16 protein-coding genes, 2 tRNA genes and 2 rRNA genes are annotated in these 16,292 nt (G+C 41.7%); 3 read left to right on the plus strand and 17 right to left on the minus strand.

Going from position 1 to position 16,292, the window contains the following annotated elements:
- Positions 1-132: 132 nt before the first annotated feature.
- From LC455_RS29795 to groES, 3 genes are all read right to left on the minus strand, one after another.
- The gene (locus LC455_RS29795) at positions 133-1,356 is read right to left on the minus strand and encodes a metallophosphoesterase family protein (protein WP_223596505.1); all 1,224 of its coding nucleotides are present in this window, start codon (positions 1,354-1,356) and stop codon (positions 133-135) included.
- A gap of 479 nt (positions 1,357-1,835) precedes the next feature.
- Positions 1,836-3,467, minus strand: coding sequence for a chaperonin GroEL (groL, locus tag LC455_RS29800; RefSeq protein ID WP_223596507.1), 1,632 nt, complete (start codon positions 3,465-3,467; stop codon positions 1,836-1,838).
- A gap of 58 nt (positions 3,468-3,525) precedes the next feature.
- Positions 3,526-3,810, minus strand: coding sequence for a co-chaperone GroES (gene groES / locus LC455_RS29805; protein WP_223596509.1), 285 nt, complete (start codon positions 3,808-3,810; stop codon positions 3,526-3,528).
- Between the two features lie 502 nt (positions 3,811-4,312).
- Here groES and LC455_RS29810 point away from each other — a divergent pair.
- On the plus strand, positions 4,313-5,035 hold the full coding sequence (locus LC455_RS29810) for a CPBP family intramembrane glutamic endopeptidase (protein ID WP_223596510.1): 723 nt from the start codon (positions 4,313-4,315) through the stop codon (positions 5,033-5,035).
- Positions 5,032-5,232, plus strand: coding sequence for a YdiK family protein (locus LC455_RS29815; protein WP_223596511.1), 201 nt, complete (start codon positions 5,032-5,034; stop codon positions 5,230-5,232). Before LC455_RS29810 ends, LC455_RS29815 begins: the two co-directional genes overlap by 4 nt.
- Positions 5,233-5,284: 52 nt before the next feature.
- Here LC455_RS29815 and LC455_RS29820 read toward each other — a convergent pair whose 3' ends face one another.
- The 6 genes from LC455_RS29820 to moaC all read right to left on the minus strand — a co-directional run bounded on the left by LC455_RS29820 (position 5,285) and on the right by moaC (position 10,200).
- Positions 5,285-6,802, minus strand: coding sequence for an MDR family MFS transporter (locus LC455_RS29820; protein WP_223596512.1), 1,518 nt, complete (start codon positions 6,800-6,802; stop codon positions 5,285-5,287).
- Between the two features lie 12 nt (positions 6,803-6,814).
- Positions 6,815-7,525: a cytoplasmic protein gene (locus LC455_RS29825; RefSeq protein ID WP_223596513.1), complete on the minus strand. Its 711-nt coding sequence runs from the start codon at positions 7,523-7,525 to the stop codon at positions 6,815-6,817.
- A 13-nt stretch (positions 7,526-7,538) separates the two neighbouring features.
- Complete coding sequence (locus LC455_RS29830; RefSeq protein ID WP_223596514.1) at positions 7,539-8,261, minus strand: polymer-forming cytoskeletal protein; 723 nt, start codon at positions 8,259-8,261, stop codon at positions 7,539-7,541.
- Between the two features lie 12 nt (positions 8,262-8,273).
- Entirely contained in the window at positions 8,274-8,897 is a 624-nt protein-coding gene (locus LC455_RS29835; protein WP_223596515.1) for a YhbD family protein, read from the minus strand.
- 121 nt (positions 8,898-9,018) lie between these two features.
- On the minus strand, positions 9,019-9,678 hold the full coding sequence (locus LC455_RS29840; protein WP_223596517.1) for a redox-sensing transcriptional repressor Rex: 660 nt from the start codon (positions 9,676-9,678) through the stop codon (positions 9,019-9,021).
- Between the two features lie 30 nt (positions 9,679-9,708).
- A complete protein-coding gene (gene moaC / locus LC455_RS29845) occupies positions 9,709-10,200 on the minus strand; it encodes a cyclic pyranopterin monophosphate synthase MoaC (RefSeq protein ID WP_223596519.1) in 492 nt (163 codons plus the stop codon).
- Between the two features lie 173 nt (positions 10,201-10,373).
- Here moaC and LC455_RS29850 point away from each other — a divergent pair, with 173 nt between their 5' ends.
- Positions 10,374-12,290, plus strand: a complete 1,917-nt coding sequence (locus tag LC455_RS29850; RefSeq protein WP_223596521.1) for an ABC-F family ATP-binding cassette domain-containing protein — start codon at positions 10,374-10,376, stop codon at positions 12,288-12,290.
- 626 nt (positions 12,291-12,916) lie between these two features.
- Here LC455_RS29850 and tsaD read toward each other — a convergent pair.
- The 8 genes from tsaD to LC455_RS29890 all read right to left on the minus strand — a co-directional run.
- On the minus strand, positions 12,917-13,942 hold the full coding sequence (gene tsaD / locus LC455_RS29855) for a tRNA (adenosine(37)-N6)-threonylcarbamoyltransferase complex transferase subunit TsaD (protein WP_223596522.1): 1,026 nt from the start codon (positions 13,940-13,942) through the stop codon (positions 12,917-12,919).
- Complete coding sequence (gene rimI, locus LC455_RS29860; RefSeq protein ID WP_223596534.1) at positions 13,939-14,388, minus strand: ribosomal protein S18-alanine N-acetyltransferase; 450 nt, start codon at positions 14,386-14,388, stop codon at positions 13,939-13,941. Before rimI ends, tsaD begins: the two co-directional genes overlap by 4 nt.
- A 10-nt stretch (positions 14,389-14,398) precedes the next feature.
- Positions 14,399-15,106 (minus strand): tRNA (adenosine(37)-N6)-threonylcarbamoyltransferase complex dimerization subunit type 1 TsaB, encoded by a 708-nt coding sequence (gene tsaB, locus LC455_RS29865; protein WP_223596524.1) that lies wholly within the window; start codon positions 15,104-15,106, stop codon positions 14,399-14,401.
- Positions 15,103-15,558: a tRNA (adenosine(37)-N6)-threonylcarbamoyltransferase complex ATPase subunit type 1 TsaE gene (gene tsaE / locus LC455_RS29870; RefSeq protein ID WP_223596526.1), complete on the minus strand. Its 456-nt coding sequence runs from the start codon at positions 15,556-15,558 to the stop codon at positions 15,103-15,105. Before tsaE ends, tsaB begins: the two co-directional genes overlap by 4 nt.
- A 182-nt stretch (positions 15,559-15,740) precedes the next feature.
- A tRNA-Asp gene (locus tag LC455_RS29875) sits at positions 15,741-15,817 on the minus strand.
- A 4-nt stretch (positions 15,818-15,821) separates the two neighbouring features.
- Positions 15,822-15,895, minus strand: a tRNA-Met gene (locus LC455_RS29880).
- Between the two features lie 74 nt (positions 15,896-15,969).
- Positions 15,970-16,086 (minus strand): 5S ribosomal RNA (gene rrf, locus LC455_RS29885).
- A gap of 89 nt (positions 16,087-16,175) precedes the next feature.
- Positions 16,176-16,292 (minus strand): 23S ribosomal RNA (locus LC455_RS29890); the annotation flags it as partial.

Raw genomic sequence — 16,292 nt, forward strand, 5'->3', positions numbered from 1 at the left:
TTTGGATGGAAGCGGTAATTTCATTTTAAGGTACACAAAAAACCACTCCCTATTGTTAGGAAGTGGTTTTTACCAGTTAGTGTTATAGAATAATTCTAAGCCATTAAAAGGCTGCCGGATGTACTGTTGCCTCTATTTTCTTATTACTTGCTCTTGTTTCTTATTTTCCGGTACCGGGGCTGGATCAGCGCTTTGGTCGTTTGCAGTAAGGTCTATTCCATAGTCCTTAGCAAAAACCATATGTGTTTCAACTAAAACATCCTGTTTATTTTCATCCAAATTAAATACTCGGGCGCCGCGTAATCGATTTCGTTCCGCACCAGGCAACCCATAAGCGCCAAACCCTGTACTGCCTGAATAACCTAGTAAAATTCCAAAGTAATTCCCCATATATGTATTTACATGGTCATGGCCGCAAAAGACCCCTTTGACATCTCCCCTGTCAAGCATAGCTGAAAACATACCGCTATTAAATGGACCCGGGCACTCATCTTCATTTCTTTCCCCTACTATTTGATGCTTATCTACAGCACGGGCATGATCAGCCGATGTTCGGCTATCAACACTGTCAAACCACATAAATCGATGTTCCCAAAGAGGAATATGAATGAACATGAGGGAAGGGACCTTATTGCCAATTTGCTGTTCTAGCTTCTTGGAAGTCTCATAATACCAACTTACCTGATTGAATCGAATCCAATCCCAAGTTGGATATCCACTAAAATCCTGTCCACCCATCGTTTTAGGAGCATACCTGCCACTATCTAGCAGCCAAAGATTGAATGCCGCTTTTTTGCCTGCAGAATCCCTAATAAGCAAGTTCATGTTCCCAGTCCCATTGATTCCAGTTGCTCCTGGCTGATTAACATTGTATTTGTATGCCATATAAAATTTAAGCATGGCCTCCTCATCAAGACCGCCATTTGGTGTTGAATCTTCATCATGATTCCCAAAAGTAACTGCCCACTTGATACCCCTTTGTTCCATTGGCTGGGCAACATTGTTCATTGCTTGTCTCATCTCAAGCTCTGAATTACAGCCACCTGAAATGTTGTCACCATTCAGTACTACAAAATCCGGTTTCTCATTGTCAAGGACTTTTTCCATTAGTTGGATGGTACGACGATCAATATGCTCATCATCCTGTGTATCGTTAAACTGTACAATTTTAAACTTTCCATTTGGATTAAACTGCAATTTTACATCATCATTTGTTTCAGCGTGCGCAACGGTCGTGTTTAATAGATTTACACCTGGGATTCCTGCAGACGCCATCGTTAAGGCAAGTGTAGTCATTCCTCCTACTTTTATGAAGTCTCTTCTGTTAAAAACCTTGTTTTCATTTTGATTACTCATTGAAATTCCCCCTAATTCTTAGTGGATTTTGAAAGCAAGCCAAGTCGAACATTCAAGCATTAATCCACATTTATATCTCACACTTTATCAAAAGATTGTAAATTCAGTTTTAGAGGAAGGTAAGGTTTTTGTTAATTCTTGCTAGTTAGGAAATTTGTCTCTATTTTACACATATATAAGATAGATTATATTCATTTAAGGGGATGGTTTTAGTGAATTTGATTTATAACATTCATTTTTTTCTCGATTGAAGCCTAGGTAGAATTAAGAGAATGAACAAAATTGTAAAGAAATAGTAAACATTATTTTTTATTAATTAATATTATAAAAATTAAGATCCAAAATATGAAAAAAAGGCCTGCCAACAGTTTAGTAAACTGATGGCAGGCCTTCTATTATAGTTAGCTTTTCTTTTACCGAGGACAAGAAAAGTTTAATATTACTTTAAAAGTTGATATAACAGGATTTTAAAATCCTAATTACATCATACCGCCCATGCCGCCCATTGCACCCATGTCAGGCATACCAGCAGCACCAGCTGGTTCTGGCTTGTCAGCAACAACTGCTTCAGTTGTTAAGAACATAGCCGCAACAGATGCAGCGTTTTGAAGCGCAGAACGAGTTACTTTAGTTGGGTCCACGATACCAGCTTCGATCATGTTTACCCATTCGCCGTTAGCAGCGTTGAAGCCTGTGCCAACTGCTTCGCGCTTTAAGCGGTCAACGATAACTGAACCTTCAAGGCCAGCGTTGTGGGCGATTGTGCGAACTGGCTCTTCCATCGCACGTAATACGATGTTGATACCTGTTGCTACGTCGCCTTCAGCTTGGATTCCAGCTACTTTGCTGTATACGTTTAGAAGGGCAACACCACCACCGGATACGATACCTTCTTCAACTGCAGCACGAGTAGAGTTCAAAGCGTCTTCGATGCGAAGCTTGCGCTCTTTTAATTCAGTTTCAGTTGCAGCACCAACTTTGATTACTGCTACACCGCCAGCTAGTTTAGCTAGGCGCTCTTGTAATTTTTCACGGTCAAATTCAGAAGTAGTTTCTTCTAATTGAACACGGATTTGGTTTACACGAGCTTCGATCGCTGCAGAATCTCCTGCACCTTCAACGATTGTTGTGTTTTCTTTTGTTACAACCACTTTAGAAGCGCGTCCTAAAGATTGGATAGTAGCAGTTTTTAATTCACGGCCAAGCTCTTCAGTGATGACTTCTCCACCAGTTAAGGCAGCGATATCTTCAAGCATTGCTTTACGGCGGTCACCAAAGCCAGGAGCTTTAACAGCAACTGCATTGAATGTTCCGCGAAGTTTGTTCACTACTAATGTAGATAATGCTTCACCTTCGATATCTTCAGCAACAAGTAATAACGGCTTACCTTGTTGAACTACTTGCTCAAGAACAGGAAGGATTTCTTGAATGCTTGAAATCTTCTTGTCAGTGATTAAGATATATGGGTTTTCTAATACAGCTTCCATTTTTTCAGTGTTTGTTACCATGTAAGCTGACACGTAACCGCGGTCGAATTGCATACCTTCAACAACGTCTAGTTCAGTTGTGAAGCCTTTAGACTCTTCGATTGTGATAACGCCGTCGTTGCCAACGCGCTCCATTGCTTCAGCGATTAATTGGCCTACTTCTTCGTCAGCAGCAGAAATAGCCGCTACTTGTGCGATAGAAGATTTGCCTTCGATTGGTTTTGAGATAGCTTTTAATTCTTCTACAGCTGTAGTCACTGCTTTTTCGATCCCTTTGCGGATACCCATTGGGTTTGCACCAGCTGTTACGTTCTTTAGGCCTTCACGGATCATCGCTTGAGCAAGAACAGTTGCAGTTGTTGTACCGTCACCGGCAACATCGTTTGTTTTGCTTGCTACTTCAGCAACAAGCTTAGCACCCATGTTTTCGAATGCATCTTCTAATTCGATTTCTTTTGCGATAGTTACACCGTCATTTGTGATTAATGGTGAACCGAATTTTTTCTCAAGAACCACGTTGCGTCCTTTAGGTCCAAGAGTTACTTTTACTGCGTTTGCAAGTGTATCTACACCGCGAAGCATCGCGCGTCGTGCGTCTTCACTAAACATAATTTCTTTAGCCATCGTTTAAAAAACCTCCTCTTATTATTTCAGATGTTTATTTTTAAAAAAATCAACCTTACTACGCTAAAACAGCAAGGATATCGTTTTCACGTAAAATTAAATATTCAACGCCTTCGAATTTTACTTCAGTACCAGCGTATTTTGAGAAGATAATGCGGTCGCCTACAGCTACTTCAAGGGCAACGCGTTCGCCATTTTCAAGCACACGGCCTGTACCAACAGCAACAACTTTTCCTTCCTGAGGCTTTTCTTTCGCTGAATCCGGTAATACGATACCGCTTGCAGTTTTTTCTTCTGATTCAACAAGCTCAATGACAATGCGATCACCTAATGGTCTTAACAAATCAAACAACCTCCTCAAAAATATATGTAATTCTGACATTATTAGCACTCTCTACGAATGAGTGCTAACACAATTATTATAATAATGAATCTGTAAATCTTTTGCAAGTCTGAAGCATAAAATTTTTACAGCAGGGCAAATCTTTTTTTCAACCTTAATCAGTATGTGAAGTACAGCAATTTCTATACAAAGAATTTGGATAAATTGTTCAAAATTGAACGGGGCCCTTTTTAAAGGTAAAATGTAGGATGGAATCATATCGAATTTATTTTTTTTAAATTAAAGGCTCTGTTAAAGGGCATTGTTGATTATTAACACTGTTGATTGGAGCGGAAGGTGCGAAGACTCCTGCGGGAGTACGGGGCAGGGGAGACCCCGCAGGCGCCAAAGCGCCGAGGAGGCTCCCCGGCACGCCCGCGGAAAGCGAAGCACCTGGAGCGCAAATCAACAACTAAGCTTAACAGAACCATATTAAAAAATAGATCAGAAGGAGATTACTTATTTGAAAAGGGAATATTGGATAATTTTAATTGTTTATATCGTTATGCAGTTTTCCAGTTTAGCTGGCGTTCCGTTATTCATGTTCGGTTTTAAGCAATTTGGGGGCAAACTGGAATTAGCTGTGCCCGTTTGGCTGTTGACTAGTTTTACAGTTGCTCTCATCATTATTCTTTTTATGTTACGGAACGAAATGAAAGGACAAAGCTTCGACCGGAAGGGAACTTCCTTCTGGTACTCTGCGATGTGGGCAGTGGCCGGCTTTTTCTTAGCTCTATTTGCCCAGTACGTGGCAGCTATTATTGAGCACCTGATTGGCATTAACCCAGGCTCTGAGAACACGAAAGAGATTGTTAATATTATCGAAACGTTCCCATTGGCGATTTTTGTCACAAGCATTGTGGGTCCGATTCTAGAAGAAATTGTTTTTCGAAAAATCATTTTTGGTGCCCTTCATAAACGATTTAATTTCTTTATCTCAGCGATTATCAGCTCGGTCATTTTTGCCGCAGCCCATATGGAGTTTCAGCATATCTTACTTTATTCGGCTATGGGCTTTACCTTTGCTTTTCTTTATGTCAAAACAAAACGCATCATCGTGCCGATCTTTGCGCATGTCACGATGAATACCTTAGTTGTCCTCGTTCAGTCTGTTTATCGGGAGGATATCGAAAGACTGATGCGGGAGGCCGAGGCGGTTCAAAACTTTATCGGAGGCTTTCTATGAGACGTTCACCCTTGATTTCCGGATTGATTTACTTTCTACTCGGCAGTTTATTTACTTACTTCGCTATTGATGACGTGCAATCAAATGGCTGGGGCTTTTTCAGCTACCTGCTCGTTGTCTTAGCCACCTTTGACTTCGGCTCCGGCCTAAAAATGATCACTATCCACTTTAAATATAAAAACAAAGTGGATAAATAAAGAAAGGTGTCAGGCACCATGTGAAAAATTCACAATGGTGCCTGACACCTTTTTATTTGGAAATCCCTTGCTGCTTATTGAACACCATTCGTTCTTTGCCTAAGATAAAGATGAAGAGAAAGGCGATGCCTGCCGGGACGAGTGCCCATGTAAAGGTATGAACAATGGAGCTGGAAAGGGCATCGGTGATTTTATCAAGAATCTGCGGCGGAATGTTCTTTCTTGCCTCTTCCGATAATAACGCTCGTGAATCGCCAAATGCTCCGCCCTTAGGCATTGGCCCCAATCCGGAAAATGCCTTTTCCAATCCCTCTTTAAAGTCGCTTCTTTGAATCGTTCCAAAAATCGTAATCCCAATAGTCATTCCTAGGGAGCGGATAAAGTTGCTGGTTGAGGTAGCGGAGCCCCTTTGCTCCATCCCGAATGGATGAATGGCGGCCATGCTTAAAACGGAAAAAGAGAATCCTACCCCTAAACCTATGACAATCATATACAGGGTCAATATTGCCCTGCTTGTTTCTGGTGTAATGGTGCTGAGCAGAATAAAACCGCCTATCAAGATGACACCGGAAATAAACATTATGTTCCGATAGCTCATCTTCGTCGTTAAAAAGCCGCCAAGCTGTGCCGTCACAACGGAACCCAGCATCATCGGCAATAAAATAAGCCCCGAATTCGTAGCGCTCCCACCATATACCCCCTGCACAAAAATCGGGATATAAACGGTTCCCGCCATAAAGGCAGCCCCGTAAAACAAGCCAACTAGTGTACTTCCAGCGAACAACTGGTTTTTAAACATCGCAAACGAAATAATCGGATCCTTCGCTTTTGTTTCGACAACCAAAAAGATCAAAAATAGAACCCCGAAGCCTGTGAATAAACTAATAATCGTTGAAGAATCCCAATCATATTTTTGTCCCCCTAATTCAAGGGCAAACATTAAACAAACTACTGCGCCAATTAACGTCACGGCTCCCCACCAGTCAATCGACTGCTTCTGGTGAATCGGTGATTCCTTGTAAGAGATGACGATAAAAATCAATGATAAAATCCCAAGCGGGAGATTAATATAGAAAATCCAATGCCAGCTAATATGGTCGGTAATATACGCACCCAACAGCGGCCCGAAGATACTTGAAAGCCCGAAAACTGCCCCGAACAAACCGCCCATTTTCCCTCGTTTTTCGGGTGGAAATAAATCGAACATAATCGTAAACGCAATCGGGACAAGTGCACCGCCGCCAACCCCTTGGATCGCGCGGTAAATACTTAATTGCGTGATCGTTTCGGCTGTTCCGCACAGGGCCGAGCCGGCCATAAACAATATTAATCCAAAAATAAAGAACCTTTTACGGCCATACATATCCGATAATTTGCCAAAAATCGGCATCCCGGCCATTTCCGCGACCATATAAGCGGAGACCACCCAGACGAAGCTTTCCAGCCCGCCAAGATCACCGACAATCGTTCCCATCGCCGTGACGACAATCGTGTTATCCATCGAGGCCATCAATATCCCTAGTAATAGCCCCGCGACAACCAAACCTAATTTACTCTCTTTTGCTACCATCCGATTTCTCCTTTATATCTTTGTCTTTGTTTTGATCGTTGCTTGTGAATCCTGGCTTAGATGCTCTCGATACTCCACCAAGCCTATTTGGCAGCCCTGGCCAATTTTCACCTGGTTGCCCCGAACAATATCTGCCGTTGTATTTTCGAGAAAAATATCATCCCCTTCGATGACTTTCGCTTTAAGAGTTCCAACCTCTTTTCCGAAGGGAAGAAGGGAGTTCTTTTTCTTTTTGACGGTTATTTTTCCTCCGCCAATTTCCTCTGCAGTGCTTTGGCCGAAGCGCAAACCCACCTTAATCGTATCTGCGGTTAATAATCCCTTAATTTCAAAACCGCCGCTTGAATCAAAGGTTTCATATTCCACATCACCATTTACCACGATGCTTCCTTTAATTGATGCTTGATCGCCGAAAAGTCTCTCGCCCACTTCAAGCAGCCCAAGGATCTTTATTTTTTTCAACTGTGCCCGGCTGCCGACGGACATCGTTCCCATGATAAGCGTTTCCTCAGCCTCGATATTCCCTTTAACCTCTGCCTCCCCCAAAATTTTTACTGAACCTGTTTTAACATTTTCGACCGCTTCACTTGTTCCATATACATGAAATGAGGAACATTCTACATCATTTACAATCGTACCTTCGCCCCTTATCCTGATTTTATCGTAACGGCCGCCAGGGTAACTTCCTGAACCATTGATAATCAAGTTTGCATCTTTTTTCATTTCCCTTCCCCCCTTATGCCTTTCTGATATCATTCACAACAGCATTTTTATCCTGTGAAAATTCGTCTGTGTACTCAACAACACCAATCTGACAGTTCGGTCCAATTCTGACCTGATTGCCCCGCACCACCCTGGCAATCGTATTTTCCAAGTCAATTTTATCCCCTTCAATTAACTCCGTTTCTAATTGCGCTTTGAAAATTGGCTTGAATAAAGCACTGATGAACGACCCTTTATGCTGCCTTACCGTTATGGTTTGCCCGCCAATCTCTTTTGCTTTGCATTCCCCATAAATCTTTATATCAACCTGATCCGCATTTAGAAGCCCTCCGATCGCGAAGCGGTATTCGCCTTTAAAATACTCAGCCTCGCAGTCTTCCCCAACGGATAACATGCCGCGAAGTTTAATCTCCTCACATTTTACGCTCCCGCCCACAGAAGCTTTCCCAGAAACTCTTAAATTTTTTACATTCAGGTTCTGTTCAAATTTTGCCGTCCCTTCAACTGTCAACTTTTCGCTCTCGAAGGTTCCTTTAAACTTGGCATTCCCGTTTACTCTGGCCGTATCTGCTGTAACATTCCCACTAACCGTCCCTAAGCCATTACATTCAAATTCATGACATTCCACATCATCGTTGATTGTCCCTCTGCCATTCAATGTAACTAGGTTAAACTGTCCCCCATTTGAAGAACCTAAGCCATTAATGACCAAATCTCCTCTGTTTTTCAATTCCATAAGGATTCTCCTTTATAATAATTTCGACTTAATTTCTTCCATACAGGTCATCAAGGAAACCTGGACGACAATCTTTGTTCCCCGCTCAAAATGGACATCTTCCGCATTAATCAGTAAGAGACACGATGATACGCCGAGCTTGCGGGTTATGATGAGTTCACAGCTTTTTTGCTTAATCAGCGCAGCATTATCCTTTAGCACCTGCAGCAGCATTTTCCCTTCATCCAAATTGATTTCCCCAGACTGCAACAGCTTTTCTAAAACATAAACTTCAAGCATTCTGGAAAAATTAAAATTTGGTCCGCTTTGGTCGGTTTCTAGGTAAAAATTCATCACCGCATTTGAAACAATGTTACGTTTTATTAATTCGTCCTTATCTAACTGCAAATCGCTCAGGCTCGGAGAAAACATGTCGGCTAGTTCATCCAACGATAAATTTTCCTTCATTGTTTGAATTTTATTGATTCTTTCTAGGATTTTTTCCTTCGGAAAGAAGGTTTCCTGGCCGGTAAACGTCGATTTCCTTACAAACCATTCCTCCGGTATAAGATCTTTACGCTTCCATCTATACAGCTGACCATAAGATATTCCCGCCAGCTCTAATAATTCCTTTTTGGAAATTAACTCCTCGCTCATGAGTAAAACCCCTTTCTACGTAATAATGTAACATAACACTGTTACGTTGTAAAGATTCAAAAAATTTGTCGTAATAAAAAAAAGGCCTTCCGCAAAATTTTGCGAAAAGCCCTTAAACATTTTATTCTTCGATTTCATCTGCTGGATTTGGATAATGCTTTAAAAAGTAAATCAGTGATTGCAGCTCGACAGCTAAATCAATGTGATGAACACGAAGCGAGGACGGAACATTTAATCTTGCCGGTGTGAAATTTAAGATCCCTTTCACATTTGCCTTTACAAGCCGGTCTGTAATCATTTGGGCGACCTGAGCCGGAACGGTTAAAATCGCCACCGATATTTGATGTTCGGTGATTACCCTCTCCAGCTCATCCAAATGATAAACCGGTACCTCGCGAATCATCGTTCCCATTTTTCCAGGATCGACATCAAATGCGCATTCAATTTTCGTATTATTATTTTTTAAAAAATTATAGTTTAAAAATGCTGTGCCAAGGTTCCCCACCCCAATTAAAGCAACCTTAGTCAGTTCATCCTGGTCCAATGTTTTCCGGAAAAAGGTTAATAAGTAATTCACATTGTAGCCATAACCCTTTTTCCCTAAAGCTCCGAAATAGGAAAAATCCCTTCGGATGGTTGCCGAATCTACCTTAACCGCTTCACTTAATTCTGCTGATGAAACTCTTTGCTTGCCGGAAGAATGCAGGTTTTTTAAAAATCGATAATAAAGGGGCAGCCGTTTGGCTGTCGCCTGTGGTATTTTCATCGTTTCATTACTCATAATCTCCCACACCCCATATAAATAGTTTTGTTAAACTAGTTCTGTTCTCTTAAAATCTCCATTTTTACCGCCCGTTTTCTCTACTAAATAGGTTGGTCCGATGACCATTCCTTTATCAACGGCTTTACACATATCATAGACGGTTAAGGCACAGGCAGAGGCCGCTGTTAACGCTTCCATTTCTACACCTGTATTTCCTTTTGTTTTAACAGAAGCAGCAATATGTAATTGATAATTATCTCCGGTCTGCTCCCATGAGAAAGAGATATTCACTCCCGTTAACGGAATCGGGTGGCACATTGGAATGAGATCCCATGTCTTTTTCGCAGCCATCACGGCGGCAACCTGCGCTACAGCTAAGACATCGCCTTTTTTCATTTCATGATTTGTTATTTTTTCAAAAATTTCTCTGCTGACTGTAATACTTGAATGAGCAAGAGCTGTGCGAGCCGTTTCCGGTTTATCGCTGACGTCAACCATCTTAGCTCTGCCTTCTTCATTAAAATGAGTGAATTCTGCCATATAAACAATCCTCCGATTAAATCATACACTATTTTTCTTTCTATGTCTGTGAAACTTTGAACTATCGGTACATTTTTTTGTCCATAAGGTATTCACTTCAGGGGAACTGACATGCTTTATTGCCGGACCTTAGGGAATACGGTAAACTATTGAGTAGTATAGAGGTGAATTTTATGATTTTATTACAGGTTAATCAATTACAAAAATATTATGGTGCTGACCTTATTTTATCGAATATAAAGCTGGAATTACAAACAAGAGACCGAGTCGCCCTTGTTGGCCGTAACGGTGCAGGCAAATCAACGTTGTTGAAAATCATTGCCGGCCATCTGTCACATGATGGCGGGGAAATTATTAAGCCGAAGGATGTCACCATCGGATACTTGGCGCAAAATACGGGGTTAGAATCCAATTTGTCTATCTGGGAAGAAATGCTGACTGTTTTTGAGGAACTTCGGCAGATGGAGAAGTCGCTGCGCAAACTTGAGGAACAAATGGCTGATCCTAGTATTTTCGAAGACTCGAGCCGATACGAAAGAATTTTAAAAGAGTATGATGGACTTCAAGTGAAATTTAAGGAGCAGGGCGGCTACCAGTTCGAGGCGGATATTCGCTCCGTGCTTCATGGGCTAAATTTTCATGATTCAAATGCGATGATTGCCAGTTTAAGCGGCGGTCAAAAAACCCGGCTTGCTTTAGGGAAACTGCTATTAACCAAACCTGACATCTTAATCCTGGACGAGCCGACCAACCACTTGGATATCGATACTCTCTCATGGCTGGAACAATACCTTCAGGGTTATGAGGGTGCCATATTAATTGTTTCCCACGACCGCTATTTTTTAGATAAAGTCGTCACACAGGTGTATGAGGTATCCCGGAAGCAGATTCAGCGCTTTACGGGCAATTACAGCTCATATCTAGACCAGAAAGCGGCCAACTATGAGCGCGACATGAAGCTTTATGAAAAGCAGCAGCAAGAGATTGCGAACCTGCAAGACTTTATTCAGCGCAATTTAGCCCGTGCCTCAACAACCAAACGTGCGCAAAGCCGGCGGAAAAAGCTTGAGAAAATGGAGGTCATGGATCGTCCATTAGGGGATGAAAAGTCTGCTTCTTTCTCATTTGAAATTGAGCGGCAGAGTGGTAATGACGTTCTTATGGTGGATTCGCTTGCCGTTGGGTACGACGGTGCTGTAATTTCTGAGGGGATTTCTTTACGGGCCTTTAAAGGTGAAAGTATAGCTCTTGTTGGTCCAAATGGTATCGGCAAATCAACGCTTTTAAAAACGATCATTAAAAAGCTGCCAGCATTGAGCGGGACGATTCATTACGGGACAAACCTCTCGATTGGCTATTATGACCAGGAGCAGGCGGAGTTAAAATCAAACAAACGTGTCCTTAACGAATTATGGGATGATTACCCGTTGAAAAATGAAAAAGAAATCCGGACGGTGCTCGGCAATTTCTTATTTTCTGGTGATGACGTACTGAAAACGGTCTCGACGTTAAGCGGCGGTGAGAAGGCGCGGCTTGCCCTTGCGAAACTGATGCTCGAGAAAGCGAATGTTTTAATCTTGGACGAGCCAACCAACCATCTTGATTTAGATAGTAAAGAGATTCTTGAGAATGCCCTAATCGATTACCCTGGCACGATTTTGTTTGTATCACACGACCGCTATTTCATTAACCGCATCGCAACAAAAGTGTTGGAGTTAAGCCGTGAGGGCAGCTGTGAATATCTTGGGGATTATGATTATTATTTAGAAAAAAAGCTGGAACAGGAAGAACTGGCGGCATTAGCCCTTGCCGATTCTGTTAAAAAGGTTCAGGTTGATACTTCAGAAAAAAATAGTTATCAACAGGACAAGGAAAGCAAAAAGCTAGAGCGGCAGCGAAAACGAAAATTAGAAGAAATCGAATTAAGGATTGCTGAGCTTGAAGAGGAAATTCAGGATTGTGAAGTGTTATTATGTGAGCCGGATATTTTTCAGAATCACGAAAAAGTGTTAGAAATTAACATAAAAAGTGAAAAAGCCAAAGCTGAGCTCGAGCAATTGATGGAAGAATGGGCGGAGCTGGCGGAATAATTTGTGGACCGGGCTGATTTTAGTCCGGTTTTTTCTTTATTTTATCAACAGCTAATTTAAAAATTCTCCTTTTTCCACAACCTTATTCACATTTTAAATGGTATATTTACAAATAGTCTCTCCGGTTTTCCACATTATCCACAAAAAACACCGGTTTTATCCACATTATCAACAGGAACACACGTACTTATCCACATTGTGTTATTAATTTTAATTTTTGAAAAAACTTTATCCACAACTTAAAAACTAAACAAACGTTTGATTAGTTTTTATAGCAGGGAAAGAAAGCTAGTAATTCTGAAATAAAGCTCAAAAATGACTATGGGACAAAACGGTCGTAGAATTCGCCCAAAGTGTCCCATAGATTGGCCCTATGGGACATTACAGTCGTCGCATCCTTTCTAAGTGTCTTATAGATTGACTCTATGGGACATTACAGTCGTCGCATCCTCTCAAAGTGTCCCATAGATTGACTCTATGGGACATTACAGTCGTCGCATCCTTTCTAAGTGTCTTATAGATTGACTCTATGGGACATTACAGTCGTCGCATCCTCTCAAAGTGTCCCATAGAAAAGCTCTGTGAATACTAGACCTAAAAGAAAAAACCTCCCGATAACGGAAGGTTTAGTTATTGTATAGTTCGATATCCAGGCCTGGATTCGCATTTAGGGAAAGGTCAGATCTTACTCCTTTTTCAAACATCACGCTTCCGGCAGCAGCAATCATTGCTGCATTATCGGTGCATAATGCTAATGGAGGAATTACTAAATCCACTTCAGCCTTTTCAGAAAAGGTCTTTTCTAAAGCACTTCTAAGACCTTTGTTTGCAGCTACACCGCCAGCAACCAATAGCTGTTTCACTCCATATTCAGCTACAGCTCTTTCTGTTTTTTTCACAAGCACTTCAATAACACTTGCTTGAAAGCTGGCAGCAAGATCCTCAGGTGCGATCGTCTCGCCGCGCTGTTCAGCATTGTGGACAGTATTGATAACGGCTGATTTTAACCCGCTGAAGCTAAAATCATATGACCCTTCCTCAAGCCATGCACGCGGTAAATCAATCGTTGGGCTTCCCTCGTGTGCTAAACGGTCAATGTGCGGCCCGCCCGGATATGGCATGTTCAATGTTCTTGCCACCTTGTCATAGGCTTCCCCAGCAGCATCATCACGCGTTTCCCCAATTACTTCAAAATGACCATGTTCCTTCATATAAACAAGCTCTGTATGGCCGCCTGAAACGACTAGGGCTAACAGCGGGAATTTCATTTCTGTTACCAGCCTGTTTGCGTAAATATGCCCAGCAATATGATGAACGGGCACAAGCGGAATATTATGTGCAAATGCAAGGGCTTTCGCCGCATTCACCCCAATTAGTAATGCCCCTACTAAACCTGGTCCTTCTGTAACAGCAATTGCATCAATTTCTGCAAATGTTAAATTTGCTTGATTCAAGGCCTCTTCAATCACGATAGTCATTTGTTCCACATGGTGGCGTGAAGCGATCTCCGGTACCACGCCGCCAAACCGTTTATGGCTTTCGATTTGAGACGCTACAACATTTGCTGCGATTTCCCCACCATTTTTAATAATCGCAACTGCCGTTTCATCACAGCTCGTTTCGATTCCCAATATATACTGATCTTTTATCATAAATTCACCCACATCACTAGCGCATCTTCCTGATTATCTGAATAATAATTTTTCCGGATCCCGCCATTTTGAAAGCCTAGTTTACGGTATAGAGATTGTGCCACATGATTGGTTACCCGGACCTCAAGTGTCATGCTCTTCGCCCCCATTTCCCTCGAAACAGACATCAATTTGCGCATCATCGTCTCCCCAAGCTTTCTGCCGCGAGATTCCGGCAAAATGGCCACATTCGTTACATGCGCTTCATCAATCACAATCCACGTACCGCAGTATCCGATTATTTTATTGTCTTCCTCAAGCACTATATAAACGGCAAACTTGTTATTTTGCAATTCATTATAAAAAGCTTCACGGCTCCATGGAACAGTAAACGAGGCCTGTTCAACAGTTAAAACCTGGTCGATATCCTCTTCCCTCATATAGCGAAAAACATAAGAATCTACCATTTTTCTATCCCTATCCATTTGAATTTTTTCCTTTTGCTTCTAACCACTTAGCTTCGGCTTCAGCTAAGCGTATATAATTAGGTACAAAAGTATGTACATTTTCCCCATCTTTATTGCGTCCCAACAAGGCCAGTTCAGAAGGACGAGGATTATGTTCTGTGATGCTTGCAAAAAATGCTTTAGTCCCTACGATTTCTTCAAGCTTCGATTGATGAATCGGCAAATCATTCCCGACAAACAATATAGGCTTTGTCATTTCGGCTAGTTTAGCTGCCCAATCTACAGCCATAACTAACTGATCTTGCTCTACAACTGAAAGCTGTCCGTTCTCAAACTGATACAGCCCAGTATAGACTTGTCCTCTTCTTGCGTCAAATAATGGAGACACATAGCCATCAAAATAGCGCCCTGTTCCAGATGCTAAAATTTCAAGACTAGAGATGCCTACCAGTGGAATATTTAAAGTCCATGCCAGTGTTTTTGCAATCGTAACCCCAATTCTTACACCCGTATAAGAGCCTGGGCCCTTTGCCACCACTATTTTCGTTAAATCTCCAGGCACTCGTTCACAATCCTTCATTAACGTCTGGATGGCCGGCATGATTCGGACAGAATGATTCTTTTTTAAATTTGTAATATACTCCCCAAGCACTTGGTTTTCTTCTAAAAGCGAAACTCCTAATGCATAATTAGAAGTATCGATTGCTAAAATTGTCATGCAAAAAACTCCTTACATAATTGCTCATATCTTTTACCCTTTGGCTTGAGAACAATTTTCCGTTTATCCTGCTCCTCATGATACAAGTTAATGGTTAATAGGTCCGAGGGCAATTGCTCTTCAATTAAATGAGCCCATTCCACTACTGTTACTCCATCACCTTCAAAGTATTCATCAAACCCTAAGTCCTCATAAGCATCTGCTACCCGATAAACATCCATGTGATATAATGGCAGGTTTCCGTTATATTCTTTAATGATAGTGAAGGTCGGACTATTTACAGTTTTCTTAATGTTGAGGCCTTTTGCCAGACCTTTTGTAAAAGTGGTCTTTCCGGCTCCTAAATCACCTTCAAGGGCAATCACATCTCCCGGTTGTAAAAAGGAGGCTAATCTTTCTGCAAACTGGGTAGTTTCTTCAGAATTCGTTGTATTTAATTCAAATTGTTTCATTCCATCACCTATTTACTCTCTATCTTCATTTTACCTAATTTTAGATGCAAAAAAACCTTAGGATCTCTCCTAAGGATGCCTATTCTTTATGTAGTTTACATGATTTTTTCCTTTTACGCAAAAAAGCATGTTTTTTGGATAAAAAAAAAGACGAAACCACGTTTCGTACTTACTTAAAAATATGGCGGTCTGGACGGGACTCGAACCCGCGACCTCCTGCGTGACAGGCAGGCATTCTAACCAACTGAACTACCAGACCAAGATTGCGGAGGCAGGATTTGAACCTGCGACCTTCGGGTTATGAGCCCGACGAGCTACCAGACTGCTCCACCCCGCGACGGTAATAATTATGACCACCATATTATCTTATGCCTAACCATAATTTTTATGCATGGTTTTTTTAGAAAAACAGCCTGGCAACGTCCTACTCTCACAGGGGCGCGTGCCCCAACTACCATCGGCGCTGAGAAGCTTAACTTCCGTGTTCGGTATGGGAACGGGTGTGACCTTCTCGCCATAATTACCAGACTATTTACTTAAGGGTTCATTCCCTCAAAACTAGATAATGCAGAAGAAGTTTTAGTAAAATCGAGTTCACCTTCATATGTTCATATGACTTGGTTAAGTCCTCGAACGATTAGTATCAGTCAGCTCCACACGTCACCGCGCTTCCACCTCTGACCTATCAACCTGATCATCTTTCAGGGTTCTTACTAGCTTGACGCTATGGGAAA

The organism is Neobacillus bataviensis (genome assembly GCF_019969725.1).

Coding starts and splice junctions, on each gene's coding strand:
- LC455_RS29795 (WP_223596505.1), bottom strand. CDS start 1,356: ATGAGTAATCAAAATGAAAACAAGGTTTTTAACAGAAGAGACTTCATA.
- groL (WP_223596507.1), bottom strand. CDS start 3,467: ATGGCTAAAGAAATTATGTTTAGTGAAGACGCACGACGCGCGATGCTT.
- LC455_RS29815 (WP_223596511.1), top strand. CDS start 5,032: ATGAGACGTTCACCCTTGATTTCCGGATTGATTTACTTTCTACTCGGC.
- LC455_RS29820 (WP_223596512.1), bottom strand. CDS start 6,802: ATGGTAGCAAAAGAGAGTAAATTAGGTTTGGTTGTCGCGGGGCTATTA.
- LC455_RS29825 (WP_223596513.1), bottom strand. CDS start 7,525: ATGAAAAAAGATGCAAACTTGATTATCAATGGTTCAGGAAGTTACCCT.
- LC455_RS29830 (WP_223596514.1), bottom strand. CDS start 8,261: ATGGAATTGAAAAACAGAGGAGATTTGGTCATTAATGGCTTAGGTTCT.
- LC455_RS29835 (WP_223596515.1), bottom strand. CDS start 8,897: ATGAGCGAGGAGTTAATTTCCAAAAAGGAATTATTAGAGCTGGCGGGA.
- LC455_RS29840 (WP_223596517.1), bottom strand. CDS start 9,678: ATGAGTAATGAAACGATGAAAATACCACAGGCGACAGCCAAACGGCTG.
- moaC (WP_223596519.1), bottom strand. CDS start 10,200: ATGGCAGAATTCACTCATTTTAATGAAGAAGGCAGAGCTAAGATGGTT.
- LC455_RS29850 (WP_223596521.1), top strand. CDS start 10,374: ATGATTTTATTACAGGTTAATCAATTACAAAAATATTATGGTGCTGAC.
- tsaD (WP_223596522.1), bottom strand. CDS start 13,942: ATGATAAAAGATCAGTATATATTGGGAATCGAAACGAGCTGTGATGAA.
- rimI (WP_223596534.1), bottom strand. CDS start 14,388: ATGGTAGATTCTTATGTTTTTCGCTATATGAGGGAAGAGGATATCGAC.
- tsaB (WP_223596524.1), bottom strand. CDS start 15,106: ATGACAATTTTAGCAATCGATACTTCTAATTATGCATTAGGAGTTTCG.
- tsaE (WP_223596526.1), bottom strand. CDS start 15,558: ATGAAACAATTTGAATTAAATACAACGAATTCTGAAGAAACTACCCAG.